General features: G+C 37.0%; 18 protein-coding genes. 10 read left to right on the forward strand and 8 right to left on the reverse strand.

The genetic code is table 11. From position 1 onward, the window contains the following. Window positions 1–4: 4 nt before the first annotated feature. The 5 genes from dnaE to H7A25_08505 form a co-directional block, all read right to left on the reverse strand. Window positions 5–3,514: a DNA polymerase III subunit alpha gene (gene dnaE / locus H7A25_08485; protein MCP5499925.1), complete on the reverse strand. Its 3,510-nt coding sequence runs from the start codon at window positions 3,512–3,514 to the stop codon at window positions 5–7. A 141-nt stretch (window positions 3,515–3,655) separates the two neighbouring features. Then, complete coding sequence (locus H7A25_08490; GenBank protein ID MCP5499926.1) at window positions 3,656–4,633, reverse strand: alpha/beta hydrolase; 978 nt, start codon at window positions 4,631–4,633, stop codon at window positions 3,656–3,658. Between the two features lie 11 nt (window positions 4,634–4,644). Beyond that, window positions 4,645–6,207: a hypothetical protein gene (locus tag H7A25_08495; protein ID MCP5499927.1), complete on the reverse strand. Its 1,563-nt coding sequence runs from the start codon at window positions 6,205–6,207 to the stop codon at window positions 4,645–4,647. A gap of 13 nt (window positions 6,208–6,220) precedes the next feature. Next, a complete protein-coding gene (locus tag H7A25_08500) occupies window positions 6,221–7,831 on the reverse strand; it encodes a methyl-accepting chemotaxis protein (protein ID MCP5499928.1) in 1,611 nt (536 codons plus the stop codon). A gap of 32 nt (window positions 7,832–7,863) precedes the next feature. Beyond that, a complete protein-coding gene (locus tag H7A25_08505; protein ID MCP5499929.1) occupies window positions 7,864–9,228 on the reverse strand; it encodes a DUF2079 domain-containing protein in 1,365 nt (454 codons plus the stop codon). On the opposite strand from H7A25_08505, the gene H7A25_08510 reads away from it, so the two are divergent. The 6 genes from H7A25_08510 to H7A25_08535 all read left to right on the forward strand — a co-directional run bounded on the left by H7A25_08510 (window position 9,217) and on the right by H7A25_08535 (window position 15,371). Then, window positions 9,217–9,384, forward strand: a complete 168-nt coding sequence (locus tag H7A25_08510; protein MCP5499930.1) for a hypothetical protein — start codon at window positions 9,217–9,219, stop codon at window positions 9,382–9,384. The genes H7A25_08505 and H7A25_08510 overlap by 12 nt on opposite strands. Window positions 9,385–9,592: 208 nt before the next feature. Beyond that, a complete protein-coding gene (locus tag H7A25_08515) occupies window positions 9,593–10,168 on the forward strand; it encodes a sigma-70 family RNA polymerase sigma factor (GenBank protein MCP5499931.1) in 576 nt (191 codons plus the stop codon). After that, window positions 10,158–10,697: a hypothetical protein gene (locus tag H7A25_08520; GenBank protein MCP5499932.1), complete on the forward strand. Its 540-nt coding sequence runs from the start codon at window positions 10,158–10,160 to the stop codon at window positions 10,695–10,697. The genes H7A25_08515 and H7A25_08520 overlap by 11 nt, the downstream gene beginning before the upstream one ends. A gap of 191 nt (window positions 10,698–10,888) precedes the next feature. Next, window positions 10,889–13,189 carry a hypothetical protein gene (locus H7A25_08525; protein MCP5499933.1) on the forward strand — a complete coding sequence of 767 codons (2,301 nt, stop codon included), beginning with the start codon at window positions 10,889–10,891 and terminating at the stop codon, window positions 13,187–13,189. 89 nt (window positions 13,190–13,278) lie between these two features. Further along, a complete protein-coding gene (locus H7A25_08530) occupies window positions 13,279–14,121 on the forward strand; it encodes a lipoate--protein ligase family protein (GenBank protein ID MCP5499934.1) in 843 nt (280 codons plus the stop codon). A gap of 5 nt (window positions 14,122–14,126) precedes the next feature. Further along, window positions 14,127–15,371 carry a serine hydroxymethyltransferase gene (locus tag H7A25_08535; GenBank protein ID MCP5499935.1) on the forward strand — a complete coding sequence of 415 codons (1,245 nt, stop codon included), beginning with the start codon at window positions 14,127–14,129 and terminating at the stop codon, window positions 15,369–15,371. 68 nt (window positions 15,372–15,439) lie between these two features. Here H7A25_08535 and lipB read toward each other — a convergent pair whose 3' ends face one another. Then, entirely contained in the window at window positions 15,440–16,063 is a 624-nt protein-coding gene (gene lipB / locus H7A25_08540; GenBank protein ID MCP5499936.1) for a lipoyl(octanoyl) transferase LipB, read from the reverse strand. Window positions 16,064–16,189: 126 nt separating this feature from the next. On the opposite strand from lipB, the gene H7A25_08545 reads away from it, so the two are divergent. The 3 genes from H7A25_08545 (at window position 16,190) to H7A25_08555 (ending at window position 18,265) form a co-directional block, all read left to right on the forward strand. Then, a complete protein-coding gene (locus H7A25_08545; GenBank protein ID MCP5499937.1) occupies window positions 16,190–16,711 on the forward strand; it encodes a DUF4065 domain-containing protein in 522 nt (173 codons plus the stop codon). 128 nt (window positions 16,712–16,839) lie between these two features. Further along, window positions 16,840–17,223 carry an aspartate 1-decarboxylase gene (locus tag H7A25_08550; protein ID MCP5499938.1) on the forward strand — a complete coding sequence of 128 codons (384 nt, stop codon included), beginning with the start codon at window positions 16,840–16,842 and terminating at the stop codon, window positions 17,221–17,223. Between the two features lie 112 nt (window positions 17,224–17,335). After that, a complete protein-coding gene (locus H7A25_08555; GenBank protein ID MCP5499939.1) occupies window positions 17,336–18,265 on the forward strand; it encodes a hypothetical protein in 930 nt (309 codons plus the stop codon). Between the two features lie 24 nt (window positions 18,266–18,289). On the opposite strand, the gene H7A25_08560 is transcribed toward H7A25_08555, so the two are convergent. After that, a complete protein-coding gene (locus tag H7A25_08560) occupies window positions 18,290–18,487 on the reverse strand; it encodes a hypothetical protein (protein MCP5499940.1) in 198 nt (65 codons plus the stop codon). A gap of 110 nt (window positions 18,488–18,597) precedes the next feature. Between H7A25_08560 and H7A25_08565 the strand changes: the two genes are divergently transcribed. Further along, entirely contained in the window at window positions 18,598–18,855 is a 258-nt protein-coding gene (locus tag H7A25_08565; protein MCP5499941.1) for a metal-sensitive transcriptional regulator, read from the forward strand. Here H7A25_08565 and H7A25_08570 read toward each other — a convergent pair. Then, a complete protein-coding gene (locus H7A25_08570; GenBank protein ID MCP5499942.1) occupies window positions 18,852–19,580 on the reverse strand; it encodes a UDP-galactose-lipid carrier transferase in 729 nt (242 codons plus the stop codon). The two genes, H7A25_08565 and H7A25_08570, sit on opposite strands and share 4 nt — an antisense overlap. Window positions 19,581–19,583 lie beyond the last annotated feature (3 nt).

Raw genomic sequence — 19,583 nt, forward strand, 5'->3', positions numbered from 1 at the left:
TCCTTTATACTTCGATTTTTTTTAGCTCTTCACCCACGGTCATAAAAATTGCATTTTTTCCCAGCATAGAACCGAGTTCTGTAAATAGTTCCTTATTGGGTTCTACGGAATAATGTGGATGTGCCCGAATTACCCTTTTTTCTCTGGCACTGCTGCATAGATGAAAAAACACAGCCGAATCTCCTCTGTAAGCTGTCAGGGCAGAATATAAGCGGGTAATCAGAGATTGATCGGAAAAATCATCCATATTAATCTTTAAATGCAAAGCTTTCTCTAAGCGCTTTTCAAGATTTGTATCATCTAATATTTCAATACTATTGACAATTAACTGTCCTCGTAGCTCGGCTTCTCCAATTTCAATCTTATCTAATACACCTTTAATGAAAACAGCCTGATCTTCTTTGATGATTTCTTTATATGTCTGGTAACTTTTGGGGAATACCGTACAATCGATTTCTCCTGTATAGTCTTCAAGCTTAAAGTTTATAAACTCATCATTCTTCCGGGTATATTTTACCTGGGGAGTGGTTATAATCCCGCAGAGTTCAACTTTGGTTCCGGATGAAACATCATCGAGCATTTCAATCGTTGAATAGGATAAGGTTTTAAGACGACCGCGGTATTTATCGAGAGGATGGCCGGATAGGTAGAGCCCTGTAACCAGCTTTTCTCTGCGAAGTTTATCATCAATTTCCCACTCTTCTGCATCTTTAGGAAGCACAAGAGAATAATCATCACTGCTATTGGAGGAAGTGGCAAATAAGGAAACCTGTCCCTGTTTTTTACTCTGTTGCTCTTTTTGTGCGTAGTGTACCAGTGTATCAATATATTCTAATAAGCATTTTCTCGTAAAACCAAAGCTGTCCAGAGCTCCGGATTGGATGAGAGCTTCCAAAACTTTTTTATTAATACTTTTATAGTCTATTTCTCTTAAAAACTCACCCAGAGAGGTGAAAGGTTCACTTCTTTTCTTTCGAGATTCGAAGATTTTTTCTGCGGGGGCTATACCCACTCCTTTTAAAGCGCCTATTCCAAATCGTATTTGTTTATTTACGGGAATGGAGAAGGATGCTTCTGATTCATTTACATCCGGATTTAGTATCTGAATTCCCATTTCTCTCGCATTATTGACGTATTTCACGATACGGCTGGTGTCGTCTTCATCGGAAATTAATAATGCTGTCATATACTCAGTTGGATAATTTGCTTTTAAGTAGGCGGTCTGATAGGTAACCATGGCGTAAGCAACCGAGTGTGATTTATTGAAACCATAACCACCAAATTTTTCAAGGAGGTCAAACAGATCTTCCGCAAATTTTTCACCATGGCCTTTTTTTAGAGCCCCTTCTACAAATTTTTGCCGGAGTTCTGTCATGAGATCTAATTTTTTCTTGGCCATAGCTTTTCTGAGCATATCTGATTCACCCATGGTAAAACCACCAATGACTCTGGAAATACTCATCACCTGCTCCTGGTATACAGCGACCCCGTAGGTCTCTTTTAGGATTGGCTCACAATCGGCATGTGGATATACAATTTTTTGTTTTCCACTTTTTCTGTCCAAATAGTCCTGTAACATTCCGGACTCCATAGGGCCGGGGCGATACAGGGCAATCAGGGCCACGATTTCCTCAAAGGTATTAACCTGGGAACGAGCTACAAGGTCTGTAATCCCGGTGGATTCTAACTGGAACACTCCGAGAGTATTTGCTTTTCTTAATAAGCTATATGTGGTCTTGTCTTCAAGAGAAATTGCGTCAATATCAATATCAATTCCTCGATGTTTTTTTATCAGGTGTAGGGCACAGTCGATAGTGGTTAAGTTTTTTAAACCGAGAATATCCATTTTGATAAGTCCAACGCTTTCCAGTTGGTTTTTATCATACTGAGTAACAATAGCTCTCTGACCTTTTGCTTTATCGGCAACTGTTGATAGCGGTACGATATTCTCCAGAGCTTCCGGTGCAATTACCACACCAGCGGCGTGTCTTCCGGGTTGTCGATAGTTTCCTTCGAGACGGTTTGCAATGTGGAAAAGTTTTTTATTCAGATCACTTCTTTCTTTATATTCCCTCAGGTCACTTGAGGTATCTAAGGCTTCTTCTATACTCATTCCGAGTTTATTCGGAAAGGCTTTACTAATTTCGTTGGATTCTGCAAAACTAATGTTTAATACTCTGGCCACGTCTTTAAGGGCAGCCTTGGCAGCAAGACTACCGAAGGTAACAATTTGACCAACTCTTTCTTCACCGTATTTGTTCCGGATATAGTTGATAACTTCTTCCCTTCTTTCTACACAGAAATCTGTATCCACATCGGGCATGTCTTTCCTGTCGGGGTTTAGAAATCTTTCAAAAAGTAGGCGGTAGCGGAGAGGGTCTATATTTGTAATTCCTAAAGCATAGGCAACAATAGAGCCGGCAGCCGAACCCCGCCCCGGTCCGACAGGAATACCGGCAGTTCGAGCGAAGTTGATATAATCCTGAACGATTAAAAAGTATCCGGCAAAGTGCATATTTCGAATGGTATCCATTTCAAAATCAACGCGGTTTCGAATTTCTTTTGTAACAGCTCCGTATCTTTTTAAAATTCCTTCTTCTACCAATTTGGCCAAGAAAGAATCTGCATTTTCTCCTTCCGGGACTTTAAAATCAGGAAGGAGAGGAATGCCGAAAGAAAGTTCCAAATTACATTTATCTCGCACTTCGAGGGTATTAGTGAATGCAGAGGGAAGTTCAGGAAAAAGTTGGGACATTTCAAAGGGATTCTTTACATAAAACTCCTCATTGAAACCAAATTGTAGTTCATCGTCTATCTTTTTCTGCATCCCGATGCGGAGCAGAATATCCTGAGCGGCCTGATCTTCCTTTTTTAAAAAGTGTGAGTCGTTTGTCAGGATGAGAGGAATTCCGGTTTTTTGGGAAATTTCAAAGTTTACTTTCGCGGCAATGTTCTGTTCTTTGATACCGTGGTTCTGGATTTCAAGATAGAAGTCTTCCTTTCGGAATATTTCATTTAGCTTGCCGGCCAGGGCTGTTGCTTCTGTAACTTTTCCTTCAAGGGCTTTTCTCTGAACTTCACCGGCAAGACAGGCTGTCAAACAGATGATTCCTTCTGCATTTTGTGAAAGGATATCATAGTCAATTCTGGGTTTTTTATAAAAGCCTTCTGTGTAGGAACGGCTGGCCAGCTTGATTAAATTTTTATATCCAGTTTCGTTTTTGGCCAGTAGAACGAGATGGTAAGCGTTTCCATCGGGAATGGTATCGAGTTCTTTTTCTGTATTTCGATTGGGAGCTACGTAAAACTCACAGCCGATGATAGGACGCACCCCCTGGTTTTTTGCTTCTTTGTAAAACTCGATGGCTCCGAACATGTTTCCATGATCAGTTATGGCTACCGAAGTCATACCCTGTTCTTTCACGTATTTCATCAATTCTGAAATGCGAATGGCTCCATCCAGCATGGAATAAGTAGTATGGAGATGCAAATGGGCAAAATCGTTAACCTTCATGTGACATAAGATCCTTTTTTTTCCAGAATTCTACCCTGAAATTATGCTAACGTGGGGGTGGTTTTCCATTTTTAGTCCCTTTCTTTAAATTTCAAACAATAAATTTTTAAGTACAAGAATTTCTTGTACTCTCCTTTTGTTTTATTTTTCTTTCAGGATGCTGCTACGTCGATACTCATCATCCGGATAAACCCTTCCACTTTCCAAAACCGAAAAAATATGTTCAAATACCAGACCCGGCTCTCCCTTTACTCTTCCGGAGCGAAAATAGGAGTGCCCGATGGGAGGGTCATAGGTCTGGTTGATGTCGTCACAATCTACTGAATAGACATTTTTGGGGGTTAAATCTAAATTTTCGGGACCGGTATGGCCGAGTCTTCTGGATGCAACTTTGTTTTTTAGGTTGGCTGCCTTGCTGGCACGTAAGGCAAGGTCATCGGAAGCAAAGTACACTACCACATTTCTGGCGGCATCGCAGATGGGGTTTCCATAAGGTTTTTTTTCTTCCAGTGTCTCGTTTACCACATCAGCTGCGACCATGAAAATATTTCGAAATAGCATAGGTACACCCTTGGGTAAAAATTCATGACTCCAGTGACTCATGGTTTCTCGCAGTACCCGGTTTCCCATAGAATGAGCCAGAATATTGATTCGCTTCATGCAGGGGTCTGAATCGGGATTATGAGAATCGGATGATCTCCATTCCCTGAATTTTTCAAGAAGTCGAACGAAAGAAAATTTACTCTGGTCAGCGGCCTGTTGATCATCCCAATAGTCCTTGACTATACCGAAGTCATTGTCGCAGGGCCAGATAATGGGAATAACGAGAATTTCATTTTGCTTTTTCTTATTACATAGATCTTGAAATTCTCGGGCTGCCATTAGAATTTCATCGGGAAGATTGGCAAAACCGTGGATGTAAAATAGAACCTGGCGGTATTTGGATTCCTTCAAATTGTTCATGAACGCTATCCCACCGATTTCAGTATTATAGTCTCCATGGCTTTCGCAGAAAAAAATCGAGTTACTGGCCCCATTCATTTCCAGATCAAAATCAAATTTTCTTCCTATTTCTGTTTTGATTCCCTGCCTGGGAAAACGATTTGTTATAAACAGCATTTAAACTCCTTTTATATCCTTAGTTGCTTGGTGGACTCTAAAAGATTCTTCATATTAGAATCCAGCTCCCTGGATGATTCATATAGATTATGTATGTTTACCATAAAGATTTTTAAACTATCTAATACTTCAATTGTATGTTTTGATACATTTTCACTGTTGCTATGCTGTTCGTAACTTTCTTTGTCCAGTTTTGAAATTTTTTGAGATAGCTTATTTGAGATACCTAAAATTTCCTCATTAACAGTGCGAATTTCCCCTGCATACTCTTTTCCTTCTCTGGCTAATTTTAAAGTGATTGAGAAGTTATCATTCGCCTGTGCCATACCGGTTTTTATTTCTTTTATTTTTTCTGTGATTTTTTTAGTTGCCTGTGTCGTGTTGGAAGTCAGGTTTCCGATTTCTTTGGCTACAACAGAAAATCCTTTTCCCTCATTACCGGCCCTTGCTGCTTCGATAGATGCATTCAGGGCCAATAAGTTAGTACTATCTGCAATATCATTAATGGATAGAATAATATCATCTATAGCTTTTGTGCTCTTGTGAAGATTTTTTATAAGTTTTGTTGTTGTTTGGATGGAGGAGTTTAAATTTTCCATTTTATCAGCTGTATTTTTCAAGACTTCTCCTCCATCGGAAGAAAGAGTTTTGTTTTTGTTGGATAATTTATAACTTTCTCTTATTTCTTCATGGATTATATGAATACTATCTTGAATTTTATTGAAGTATTTTTCTATATCACTGGCAGCTTTACTGTGCTTTTTTACTTCCTGTTCTATAGCTTCTAAGGTTTCAGAAATTTTCTGTATAGAAATAGAAACATTCTCAGCATTAGTAGTAATTTCTAAAATAATATTACGCAAAAGTTCTATTGAGTTATTATATCCATTGAATAAGCGCTGTATAATCGGATCGGTTGGAATTTTATTTATTTGCCTTGTTAGGTTTCCTCTGGCAAGTTCTTCTATATTTTCTAATATTATATCTACATTGCTATTCAGTTCGTTAAGATAGTTGTCTCGTTTTTCTTTTTCTAAGGATAGGGTATAGTTGTAATAGTATATAGCGATGAAGGTAACTATCGATACCGCAATAATATTCATTCCGTAGAAAAACCGGATTATGGCTCCGGAAGGAATAATCTCTACCCATGAGATGAATGTTGTATCAAAATATAGCGACAGAAATATGGCCATAAGATAGAATACTATCCAGAAAACAGAGTGCTTTGCGGGTTGAAAAATCAAAGAACCGAAAGGAGCCATGATTCCCCATAAGATAACAATTCCTGCGTAATGAAACCCTCCGAGAGTCCATTGTAAGATGGTTGGAATTATAAGGATCATAAAAAGCTGGGTGTACAGTAGAAGCTTTAATTTATTGAAGTAACGGTAAAGTATTAAGGCTGAGCCGACAAAAAAGGTAAATCCAAAAGGTAAAATAGTTGCCAGTTTGAAGCCTAAGAAATAATACATGAGACCCCAGAAAAAACCAGCAACAGTACAACCGGAACTGATAATTAGCAAGGCTTTAATTTTTGATTTATCCATTATGAAATCTTGATTTGTGTACATAATGTAGTCCTTGTTAAACAATAAATTTTTCTATTAGATTTTTTAAGTTATTAGAAGAATTTAATATTTCATGTAGGGTTTTAGTGATTTCTTCACTATCTTTTTTCTGCATAGCGGTTTCAAAGGATGCCTCTTTCGTTTCATCTGAATAATTCTTGGAAAGTGCGTATAAGTGTTGAATCGAAAGATTGATAATTCCGGCTAATTCTTTTTGTTGCTTGATATAATTATGAATGGAGCCTGTATAGACTTCCATTTCTCTGGCACTCTGTTCTACAGTCATAAAATTTTCAGATAATTGCTGGATATTGTCTCTGTGCAGTTTGCTATCTTTTGAGATAAGGCTGATGGCGGAAAGAACCTCCTGAATGGAGGATTGTATATCTCTAATAAATGTGTTGATATTTTGTGTTGAGCTGGAAGAAGTATCGGCTAACTTACTAATTTCGGAAGATACTACACCAAATCCTTTTCCTGATTCTCCTGCTCTTTCTGCTTCAATAGCAGCGTTAAGAGCTAATAAATTAATTTGCTTGGCAATTTTCGAAATAATGTCTACTACTTTTCCGATTTCATTGGATTGTTTTTCCAGGTTTTGCATTTTTGCGTTGATTGAATTTAGGTTTTTCTCTAATTTCTCTGAAATTAGTAAAGAGTTTTGCCCCTGTTTTTGGGCAATAGCGATAGTCTGTAATGTTTTTTTTGCGTGTTCTCCCGAATCATCTGCGATCTCATAAAGACTTGAAATTTCATTTTCCATATTTTTTATAGATTGTTGGATCGAGCCTAATTCTTTATTTTGTGATTCTGCATCCCCTGTAATTTTTTTAGTAGATTCTAATACTTTCTCGGAACCTTCATGGATTTTATTTGTTAGTTTATGCAGAGACTGAATTCTCTCTTTTAATTCCCTGTATGTTTCAATAGCATGAACAATGAAGCTATGAACTTTTTCTATATATAGATTAAAAAAATTTGTAATTTCTCCCAGTTCATCCTTACTGTGATTCTGAATTTTGGTTGTTAAATCAATATGTCCCTGATCGAGGGAATGGGCAATTTGTTGTTTGATTGAGATAATAGGTTTTAGAATAATAAGATAGAGTATAAAACTCATAATGAGCGTTACGAAAGCAATTATGATACCAACAAGAGCGACAATATTTAAAGCGTACTTTTTTGTTTCTTTTATAAATTGAGCATTTGGAAAATCATATATTAGAGAAAGTGAATTATTTTGTTTAAGATTTATTTTGTAGCGGATGAGATCTTCGTCTTTTGAAATCATAATATTATCTGAAAATCCGGAGGGGTAAAACTTTGTATCTACTGTAGGGCAGGTGCTCAGTAGGGTTTTCTGTGTATCTGAATAGAGTTGGATACAGGTAAGTCCAAGATTTTGTGATAAATGCTGAAGCCGGATCAGAATTTTTTCCTGTTCTTTCGGGTAAAAATCCAGTATATCATCCTCAAGGGCTTCTGTTGTTAGTTGAAAAGATTCAGTTTTACTCAGAATAAGTTGTTTTTTTCGACTGCTTACGCTAAATAAACCAATGATAAGTTCTATGATAAAAATAGATATCGCGACCGAAAAAATCACCTTGAAAAGTAGGGATTTAAACATGGGTGAAAAGCCTATTCTGTAATCCTAAAAAGTCAATGATTATTGTAGGTATCACAGGAAATACTTCCTTTTTTGAATGATTCTAAAATGTAAGTATTATTTTTTTGCCACATAACCCGGTATTTACCTGAAGAGACGAGCCGATTTTTTAATTCCTTTAATTTTTTTATACTGAGATAGGGAGAAAAGCTTTTCTTTGAAAAATCAAGGAGGATAAATTCTTTTAGGTTTCTTTCCCGGATCGGATAAATGGATAGAGAACGGGGAGCAAAACCGGAAAGATCAAATTGTACACTCAGGCAGGAATATTTTGGAATTTCTTGAAAGGCATTCCTAACAGTATCCAAACGTGTTCTATCCGGCTCAGAAAGTTTATGAGGAAAGAGAGAGTCAGTGCTATTTCGATATAGACAGAGACTTATAGCCAGGAGTAGTATAGTCTGTCCTGTTTTTTTTCGTAGAGATAAGTAACCTTTCAGGCTGAAGAACAGATAAAAAGGTAGAAGGCTGTATATGTAGTAGTTATAAAAGGTATTATACCAGTATCTATCCGAAAGAAAGTGAATGAGCATAATTCCTATAAATAAGGGAAGGGAGGGGATGTAGAACCAGAAAAGAAAACCGGCTCCAAGGCTGAGTTCTAAAATTGTTTTCTTATGGTTCAGGAAAGAATTAAGGATAATCCCGGGTTGAGAAATAAAATGTAAAAGAATTTCCGGGTAAGTTTTGCCCCATTTTGACCAGGATGAAAGCCAATTAACCGAGGCGGAAGGATCCAGTCTTTTCTGAAAAAAGGCAGGGACGAAGAAAAAATAGAAAAAGGAAATGGATAAAACAAGAAGAGCTGTATATTTTTTTTTCTCGAATAAAAGATATAGAGAGAAAAGAGCGAGATAAAGGGAAATGTCTTCCTTTAGAAGTAGAGAAAAAAGGAAGAAAAAGCTGAATAAGAAGTTATTATTTTTTAAATGAGAAAGGATAAGCCCCAGGGCTGAGAATAAAAATAGGGATTCGTAGTGATAGGAAGTGAATAATCTGTAAACATAGAGATTCAAAAGGAAAAAAAAGAGCCACAGAGCCTTTTCTCCGGGGTTCAGGGGAAAAAAATCGAGAATTTTACGAAAAAGAACAAAACTAAAAAGGTGAAAGAAAAGTAGTCCATATCCGAAACCAAGTCGAAATTCGGATAAATAGAGAAAAGGAGCCAGAACCAGCATAGCCGGAGAAAAATGGTGGGCTAAAAAATTCGCTTTGTCTATATTTCCGAGATAGTGATTTCGGAAGAAATAGCCTTTTAAACTCGATTGAAGGGTTTCTGAAAGAGAGACATAATCAAAATCACCTAAAAAGAAAGTTTCAAAATGATTTTTTTGCAGGAAAAAAAAATGGATACTCAAAAAAAGAAAACCGGAAAAGTAAAAAAAATTGAGTTCAGAAGAACGGATGGAGTCGGAATTTTTTTTAAATCCAAAGACCGTACACAAAAGACTAATTATGAAAAAAATCATAAAAATAGGCCTGAAATGAATACCATAAACAAAAAAGGGAAGTAGATAAATTAGGTTTGATAAAAACCAGAGGGCATATAAAAAGAATTTATTAGGATTCACCTGTTTGTATTTTCGGAACCCTCAGAATTATTGGAAGAAAAAAGAAGGAAGATAAATCTCACAGGCAAAAGGAAAATAGCTGTAAGTATTTGAAATTAATATTGTCTTTAAATGACGGTATATTTATAAGGTTGTAAAAGTTTAATAGATAATGACCCTCAGGGAAAGAGAAAAATTACTCCTCAAGCGCATTAAAGCCGGAGATAAAGCTGCTTATGTGGAATTGGTAACACCTTTTCGAGAAAGGTTATTCCGTAAGGCTAAATCTATGGTTAAAGATGACGACGACGCTGAAGACATTGTTCAGGACTCCTTAATTTCGGGATATAAATCGATTAATAAATTCAGGGCAGAATCCGGTGTCTATACCTGGCTCTACAGGATTGTTGTGAATAAGTCAAAGGATCTTTTGACGAAGAAGAAGAAAGAGTCGGAAAAGCCTATTGAAGAAAATGAGAACCAATTTGTTGATGAAAGGATTAGTTACGAAAAAAAATTAGAACTAACAGAAGAGTCAAATTATCTAATCAATAAGATAAATGAGTTGGATTCTATTTATAAGCAGGTGATCGAACTCAGATATTTCGAAGAAATGTCTTATTCTGACATAGCAGAAGTGCTTAATTGCAATGTTGGGACTGTGAAAAGCAGACTTTTCAAAGCGAAAGAGCTATTAAAGCATTTAATTCTACAAGATAAGAAAGGAGAGTTCCATTTTGGCTCATGAATCAAGTCTAAAAATCTGGTTTAGCAGGAAGAAAGCTAGTTTTAATGAAGATTTACAGTATGATCACAGGTTGATCGAGTGTAGTCTTATTCGAGCTTTATCTGATTATCGCAAAAAGGAAATTTCAGATGTGAGGCTATCTGAAAACTTTAATGATAGGCTAATGGCCAGGTTAGAAAAAGAAAACATTGAAAATCAGAAAAATCAAGTAGAGAATGTGTGGCGACCGGGTTATGCGATTCTTGCAACCGCAGCTATACTCACAATTTCACTTACCCTGATTTTTAGTGATAAGCCTGAAAACGATAAACTTCTAAATCCTTCTTTTACAAAAGCTATGACTCCTATTAGTGCTGCAAATTTTGGAAGTAGTTCTGACAGTGATAGTGAAAAAATACTACTGAATAGTTTACGGCAGAACCCCGGAGCTATGGAGGTTTTGAAGAAATTGGAAGGATACTATAGAGGGTCCGGAAATATACATATGGCCCGTGAAATCCATTACAAAATAGAGCAAATCTCTAGGTAGATGAAAAATTGAGCTGAATGATGAATTCGCTCATTTTTTTGTTTTATTTTTTATAATTATTCTAATTCTAAAAAATACTATTCTTGAAAAAGATCAAAATAAAAATTGTTATTTACGTAAAACAACCAGCATTATATTGTTTTTTAATTTTGGGTAGTCTATAATTTATTGAACCCGGGAACGTAATATCCATGTCTAATGCTTCTAATAAAAAGAACCGCTCTGAAATTGAAGAACTCGAACTCGAAAAGCCCTATAGAGGTGCAGGGACCCCTATAAAACTAAAAAGCCCGCAGAGCATGACGAACTTAAGTGCAACTGCCAAGTGCATCATGGATGAACTGCGAGAACGTCACAAGGGAGTTAAATCGAGAGGTGGGAATAATATTCATCCGGGAGAATTATTAACTCTTGATAAGCTCCAGGAAAGCCTTCAAAAGTATAGTAACCTGAGTACGCAATCCAAGTCAACAGAATCCATTGATCTGGCTCTCAAGCAAATTTGCGATTGGGAAGGTGATGGGATGAACCGGATTGTTTATCTATATCCTTTTCTTGTGAATAACAATAATAAGGTGGCAGCGAAGATTGCCCTTATTGCTCCTCAGACTTCTATAGAAGTGGATGTCAGTCATTTTCGAGAGATTTGTTTTAATTATTCCAAGGGAATGATTGATATTATTCTGGGTAATCGTTCTAAAAAAGTAAAAGAAATTGAAGAAGAAGAACCGGGAAAGATTCTTATGTACAAAACGAAAAGTGGGGAACCCTGGTTGTATCCACATCTTTGTTCTATGGAATCTGAAATAACGATGCTCCTAAAAAGGGCCTTTAAACCTTATTCCTATATTTCAGTTAGAGATTTTGTGGATGACTTTATCGCATACGGACGGGAAAAAAATCAGTTGAAACGAGTTCTTGATAATTACCACATGATCATTGATAAACTTGAAATGAACCCGGATGGAACCTATAAAAGACAGCCGGAAACAGTAGTCCATTACAGGGCTCAGGCAGATGGTTTGGAGAAATTTTGCCTGCATTACTTCCCTAAATTTTTAGAGAATTCGGATCCTACAAATTATCGTTCTAAGCTTACCCATTATCGAAAAGATATTTTAGAAAATGCCGAAGAAGGTCGTAAGCAGAGTAGGGGGAAGGTTAAAGAGTTGATTAATCTTGTAAATGAGTTTCCCTTTAGTCGCATAAGCTCGGAGCTATCTAAAAAAGTGGAATATACCTGTTCGCAGTCAGTAAAAATTTTGGATGTTATGATAAAAGATATGGATAGTCTCATTGAAAGAAAATTTGATGCTATTCAGAGTTCCTTGTATGAAGGTATTGTGAATTATGTTTCCGAGCATACCAGGAAGGAATTGACTCTTCTCAGTTTAGATGTGAAGCAGGAAATATTTCGTGCCGGGATAAAAGATGAAGGAGACATTAATGCTGCTGTAGATGGTCTTAAAACACATTTAAAAGCTGAGCTGGGAACTTATGAAATGAGTAATGAGCAGGGAAGGCTGATGATGTATTGCGTGGATCAGGGGTATATGGCGAGTGTTTTGCATAAGTTAAGTTCCCTCTCTAATACCGATCCCGAAATGGCGGAACAATTAAATATAGCTAAAAAAATATTTGAAGATTTGAAATTGCGAAATGATCCACGAATTAATGGAAAGATAAGGGAAGACCATGTAAACCGTTTAGTAGAAGATATTAATCGATTTGAAAGAGATGCCTTAGAAAGACAAAAGAGAGAAAATTTTAGAAGAAAGTATAACCTTCCGGCCGGATTATCAGCGACAATTTTTTGCTTAATTGGTTCCTTCTTTTTAGCTTCTGTTGAATCTAATGTATTCTTTATAGTAACCGGCATACCTCTAAGTTTTATCATAGGATTCATTTCGGCCAGGTTTTTTAGAGTTAGAAAGAATATTATAGATATAGAGAAACTTAAGAAAAACTTAATTTCTTCAAATTCATCTTCTGAGCAAATGGACGATAAATCTACCATATTTGCCTCGGAAGAAAATAAATCGAGCAAAGAAGAAAAGACTTTAGAAATATCTAAAATAGCAGAGATGTACGTTTTTCCCTCTACCTATAATAAGATAGAAGATAAGATTTATGATTCATCCAGTCTGCGTTCCAAAATTAATTCGAATCTTGAAGAAATTCAAAGGAAGATTCCTATTTTAATGAAAGAAGAAGACATGAACAAGGTAGCTTCTTCGATTGAGTTTGCGCTTTTAAGTCACTCGGTTGTAATTAATATTCCCAGAGATCTTGTGCCGAGAAAAATGCCCGGAACAATTATTATAAACAAATCTGATTTTAAAACTCCCTTATTACGTAACCAGATGGCAGAGTTTTTTCGAGCAGAATTGGAGAAAAATAAAGTAGATAAGCAATTAGTAAAATACTATACTTTTCTGGTTAATACTTTCGAAATGGAATACCATAAATATCTTCCTAAGAAAAGATTTTAAGCTGCTTTAAACTTTCATTATATAACTTTTGCAGCGGTTCGTAGAATCCTCCTTGACATGAGAGTATTCCATTTCTAAATGGAAATCAGATGCCGGGGCTATTTTATCTGGATACTACAACTCTCAGGAATCCTTACTACAACCTTGCCCTTGAAGAAGCCATAGCTTTAAAATTAACTTCTTCTATTTATTCAGCCGGTCTTCGTTTTTGGAAAAATGAAAATACAATTGTACTCGGACGTTCCGATTCTGTTTCTAAAAACATCAAATCGGAACTTATTCATAAATATAAAAAACAGATTTTAGAAAAAACTCAGTTCCCCAAACTTATGAAGGAAAATGGGGTTCCTTTTATTCTCAGGAGAGCTTCCGGGGGAGGAACTGTTTTTCATAGTTCGGATTCTAATTTGAATTTTTCATTTTTTGTTTCCTTAAAAGAAAAAGAAGAATTATATCCCGTAAAAGATTCTTATGAGATTTTACTTTCTCTACTTATTAAAGCCCTTTCCCGTCAGGGAATTGTTGCCTTTTCAGGTGGTAAATCCGACCTGGTTTTTAAAGAAGAGAGTGGCTTAAAGAAAATATCCGGAAATGCACAATTTCGAAAAAAGAACTGTATTGTACATCATGGAACTTTGATTCTAAACAGGGACTTTTTACCCCGGATAGAAGAAAATCTTTCTCATCCACCGGAAGAACCCGAATACAGACAAAAAAGGAAGCATTCCGAGTTTATTTCGGCCTTACCTTCTAATTTCCGGATAGAAAGATTTAAGCAGGATTTGAAGGAATTATTTTTTACGTATATAGGAATCAAAGGAGAGGAAATACTCCCATTTTCCAGGTCTTTCTGGAGAGAGGTAATTGTTCAGGCTGAAGAGTTACTTATTCAGAAATATGGAAATGCGGATTTTATTTTCAGTATAGAGTGAATGTTATGAGTATATTACAGGAATTAGATAAAGAAGTTTTTCAGGCCTTAGAGGAAGAGGACAAAAGACAGGAAAATAGCCTGGAATTGATAGCCTCAGAGAATTTTGTATCCAGAGCGGTTTTAGAAGCTTATCATTCTACCCTAACCAATAAGTATGCAGAAGGGTATCCGGGAAAGCGTTACTATAATGGATGTGAAAATGCGGATACAGTCGAAGCACTGGCGATAGAAAGAGCAAAGAGACTTTTCGGTGCAGAATACGCCAATGTGCAACCGCATAGTGGTGCTCAGGCAAATATGGCTGTGTTTCTGGCCTGTCTTCAACCGGGTGATACTTTTATGGGGATGAATTTAGCCCATGGAGGACACCTGACTCATGGTTCTCCGGTGAATTTTAGCGGCAGAAATTACAAGGTAGTTCCTTATGGCGTCAGACAGGATAATCACCGTATCGATTACGATGAACTTCGTAAGCTGGCTCTTGAGCATAAACCTAAATTGATTGTAGCCGGTGCTTCGGCCTATCCTCGAACCATTGATTTTGTCGCTTTTGCGGAGATTGCAAAAGAGGTAGGGGCAAAACTCATGACTGACATTGCCCATATTGCAGGACTCGTAGCTACCGGGCTTCATCCGAGTCCGGTAGGCCTCGCTGACTATGTTACCACTACTACCCATAAGACATTACGGGGGCCGAGGGGAGGTTTGATTCTTTCTTCAGAGGAAAATGGTAAGGTTTTAAATTCAAGGGTATTTCCCGGGGTTCAGGGAGGACCTTTAATGCATGTAATTGCCGCCAAGGCAGTTGCTTTTGGAGAGGCCTTGAAACCTGAATTTAAACAATATGCCACTCAGGTGATAGAAAATGCGAAGGTTTTGGCTGAGGTCTTTGTAATGAGGGGATTCAGGCTTATCAGCGGAGGAACAGATAATCATCTTATGCTTGTCGATGTTTCTGTCAAGGGTGTCACCGGTGCTGTAGCGGCTGATAGACTGGAAGAAGCCAATATTACAGTCAATAAGAACGGGATTCCGTTTGATGAAAAGCCTCCGGCCATTACTTCCGGAATCCGAATTGGAACACCGGCCTTGACTACAAGAGGGCTGAAAGCGGAAGAAATGAAAAAAGTAGGAAGCCTCATCTGTGATGTTCTCGAAAATATTGAAGAGGAAAAGGTTTTACAAAAAGCAAAAGGGGAAGTTGCTGAAATCTGTAAGCAATTCCCTATGGATAAGTTTCGATTATAAAAAAGCTGCCCTTCGGTCATCCGAGACTTCGATACGCTTCGCTATTAAGTCTCTGATGACTGTAGGATCTATCCCAACGAATATAAAAACAGTTTCAGGAAAATTTCTCTGAACTCTTCTTCCTTGCCGGGGTTTTGGTTTAGACTTTGGATGGAAACAATGTCACTTGCTTTTCCTCCGCAGGGATTTATACAGGAAAATGTCTCGAGAGAATTGGAAATATTGATAGCAGCTCCGAAACTCGTAAAGAATTGTTTAAACTGAACTCCTATAGAGACCAATTTTTTTTCCGGATTTTTTTTCAGGTAGAGGCCCGGACTCTCCGGTTTTAAACATAATTCTATCTTCCAGACCTCTAAGACGGATTTCCGAATCGCCTCTAAAAAAGTATCTAAAAAGCCGGCGATTCCTATATTTCTTTTTTTTAGATCCACATGGGGATAAATGACTAATTGACCGGGTTCATGGGCGGTTACATCACCTCCTCTTTTTATTTGATAGAATCCGATTTTCTTTCTGGTCAGTAGACTTTCGGAAAATAAGAGATTATTTTTTTGAAAGGTGGTTCCGGCGGTAATACAGGCGGGGTGCTCTACAAAAAGAAGTAGTTCTTTCCTTTTTTTTCTTAGTTTCTCCTGAAAGCGTAGATAACGCGAATAATCTAGATTTTGAAGTTTTCCGGGTACAATCATTTCTTAGAGGTCGATAAGTTTTATAAAGATTTATGCAAAATAAAAAACAAGAAACTTATAAGTTGATAAGGAAAAATGTCAGAAAATTGTGAAGAAAAATGGTCTAATGAGCAAAGGGTGGAAGATATGGATAAGCTATCCAAGGTTATCTATTATATAGTGAATTGCTCCGGTGGAATTGATAGACTCAATCTTGGAAAAGCAATTTACTATACCGATGGAGTATATTTTCAGAGAAATGGAAAGACGATAACCGGAGAGAGATATATACACCTTGAAAATTGCCCCCAACCTGTTAGAATGAACCAGTGCATCCTCGAGCTGGTTTCGGGACAGGTTTTAAAAGCTGAACCTTATTTCTGCTTCGAGACTTCTTTAAGCGGTTTTCGATTAATTGCCAATAAAGACCTTGAATTAGACCTGGAGAAAGCTGAGGTTCGAAAAATTCGAAAAGTTGTACAGGCATTTTTGAAATCTAAAGACGATGAAAGCATGGTTTACCCGAACCTGTATGAAAATTATGTGATCACGCCTTTATATAACGAAATCTTTTTTAGCCCGGAAACCATCAATACAAAGATTCATTTCTTTAAGCAAAGAAGACTTCTGAATCTATATGGAAAAATATTCAAGATAAATTACCAGTAAATTGGAAAAAAGTGATAGGCATATAGAGGTTTTTTTAAAACTAGGATAAAGTAATTTGAGTCTATTTGATAAAACCTCCACCGGGCAACATTTCCGGTATTCCCGAAAATTTCCAAAAGAGAGTAGTGATGTTTATAACCATATGTCAGAGCAAAATTCACAGAGCAACGGTAACTGAAGCAGATCTGAATTATGTCGGTAGTCTCACTGTCGACAAAGATTTGTTAGATGCAGCAGGAATGATACCTTATCAACAGGTAGCTGTAGTAAACATAAACAACGGAAGTCGTTTTGAAACCTATCTAATTGAAGGAGAGAGGGGTTCGGGTAAGATTTGTCTGAATGGAGCGGCTGCCAGATTAGGGGCTGTAGGCGATAAAATAATTATTATTACTTACGGTCAGGTCGATAAGGAAGAAATTCCTTTATCTTATGAGCCCTGTGTGGTTCATGTGGATGAGAACAATCGGATCGTAAACGATCTTTTAGTTGAAAACTCTTTTATAAGATAGTTTTTAAAGGGTTTTTTAAGATTGTACTTGCATAAAAAGATGACTATATCCTAATTTGTACAGTCGGTTTTTACGATAATAAAAAAAATAAACAATACGAGTGAATGGATCTATGAATAAGCTTGCAACCTATTTACTTTTTATCTGTGCAGTATTCTTTACCCTGAATATAAGTGCTCAGGATGATACAAGTACCGGAGCAACAGCTGATACAAGCGCTGCTTCAGCTGGAGACGCTTCCGGTTCTTCTTTAAACAAGTTCAGCCCTCTTGCTGTGTATGATTACAGAATGGAGGTAAAGAACGTTTCTTTCTCTAAAAGGTATGCTGATAACGGAAGAGGAGAAGTGCTGGATGTACAACTCGATCTTCAAAGCCATGATGCAAAGAATAACAAATATTCTATCTATGTTTTGGCTTTAAATGAGTCAAATGCGATAGAACCTGTATCCAGGGCGCTCGTTCCTCATCCTGCCTGGAGGCCGAATGATCCGAAGAAATCTGAAAAAAGAATCAATTTTTCTGAATTAATCGGTTCAAAACCTTTTAAACAAGAAGAGTTGGGAAAATCTATATGGGATAGTTTACAACCCAGAGGAACCGGACTTTTTGGAAAGAAAACTTATGACGAGAGAAAGCAGGAAGTCGAAAAAAGACAGAATCAGGGTCAAAGAGTAAAACTTGGAGAACCTTCTCTGGAAGAATATATTCTTTATTTGAGCTCTAATCCCAAAGATGCCTTAGAATTTACCCTTTATGGAACAAAAGGACCTTCTCATGAAGAAAGATTAGTTTCGAACTTCAAGGGAATTACGGATGATGAGAACAAAAAGGATATTTATGAGTCTTTTCCTGAACACAAATATACAATTTTACAGGCAAGACAAAAGACTACGATTATGACCCACCATTATACTGAATACAGACCTGATTATTATAATTTCAATAAAGTATTGATTTTAATCTTTGATCCGGCTAGAACCGAGAATAAACTCGTTTATAGAAGTATTCATGACCTTGGTGATTTGAAAATAAGAAGATAAGATTTATAGGGGAAAACGGCAGGGCTAGAAAGTGAATCTAGTCTGCCACTCTCCTGAATCATAAAATTTCTTTATCCATCCACAGGCAAAGTCCAGCCTTCCATCATAGTAAATCGAACGGCTTAAATAGCCATTTTCACCCTGTCCCAGAATTGACAGCAACTCTTCTTCGTTTAAGATATGTTCAGTAAAACTTGGATATAGTTCTAATTTTTTCTGCATAAGGTATTTATTCTTAGTTTTAGAAAAGCGTCTATCATAAAATCAATCCGATTTGAAAATAAAAAACTATTTTTATTGACTTATACCTTGGGGGGTATTGTACGTTTACTATGGAAAACCTTCCACTGATACATAGATTGAATCGGATACAGGGTCAGATTGAGGCAATTAAAAAAACTCTTCAAAATGAAGAAGAGAGAGATTGCATAAAAATCATGCGCCTTGTCAAAGCAGCGAACAACGCATTAAAAAAATTTAGTGAAGTTTACGTAACGGAGCACATGGAGGAGTGCATGAGAAACGGCTCCTCCTCCGGGAAAATTGAGCAGGAAATGAAAGAAGTGATTAGTTCCGTTTTTAATCTTTAAGAAAAAAAGTCGGAAGGAACTCCCAATTCTTTAGATAGGGTTTTACAGAAGATTTTTAAAATTTCAACCCTTGCGAAGTATTTATCGTTAGCAGCGATAATGTTCCATTTGGCTTTTTTTCTATCGGTTTTTTCAAACATTTCTTCGGCTGCATTTTCATATAAGCTCCATTTTTCCCTATTTCTCCAATCTTCATCGGTTAATTTCCAGCGTTTCAGGGGGTCTTCCTGTCTGGCATTAAAGCGATTTAGTTGCTCTTCACTCGTAATGTGAAGCCAGTATTTGATTACTATCCTGCCTGAATCGAGGAGATCCTTCTCAAAATTTACAATTTCGTTATAGGAACGTCTCCATTCTTCCTCCCCGGCAAAGCCTTCTACTCTTTCTACCAGTACCCGTCCATACCAGGATCTATCAAAGATACATATGTGACCGTCCGATGGGAGTTGAACCCAGAATCTCCAGAGATAATGATGTTTCTTTTCTACGGAGTTGGGTGCTGCTATAGGTTTTACATGGTATAATTTGGGATCAATAGAAGTTGTGAGGCGGCGAATGGCTCCTCCTTTTCCGGCTGCATCCCAACCTTCAAAAACGAGAATGGCTCCTCTTTGCCTTTCATAGGCGAGATAGCTTAAGTCCCTCGCTTTTTTTTGCAGTTCGTTAATTTTCTTTTTATAATCATGATAATCTAAGGCATGGTGTTGAACGTCGGATAATTTCATTTT

The sequence above is a fragment of the Leptospiraceae bacterium genome (genome assembly GCA_024233835.1).
Classification (GTDB): Bacteria; Spirochaetota; Leptospiria; order Leptospirales; family Leptospiraceae; genus JACKPC01.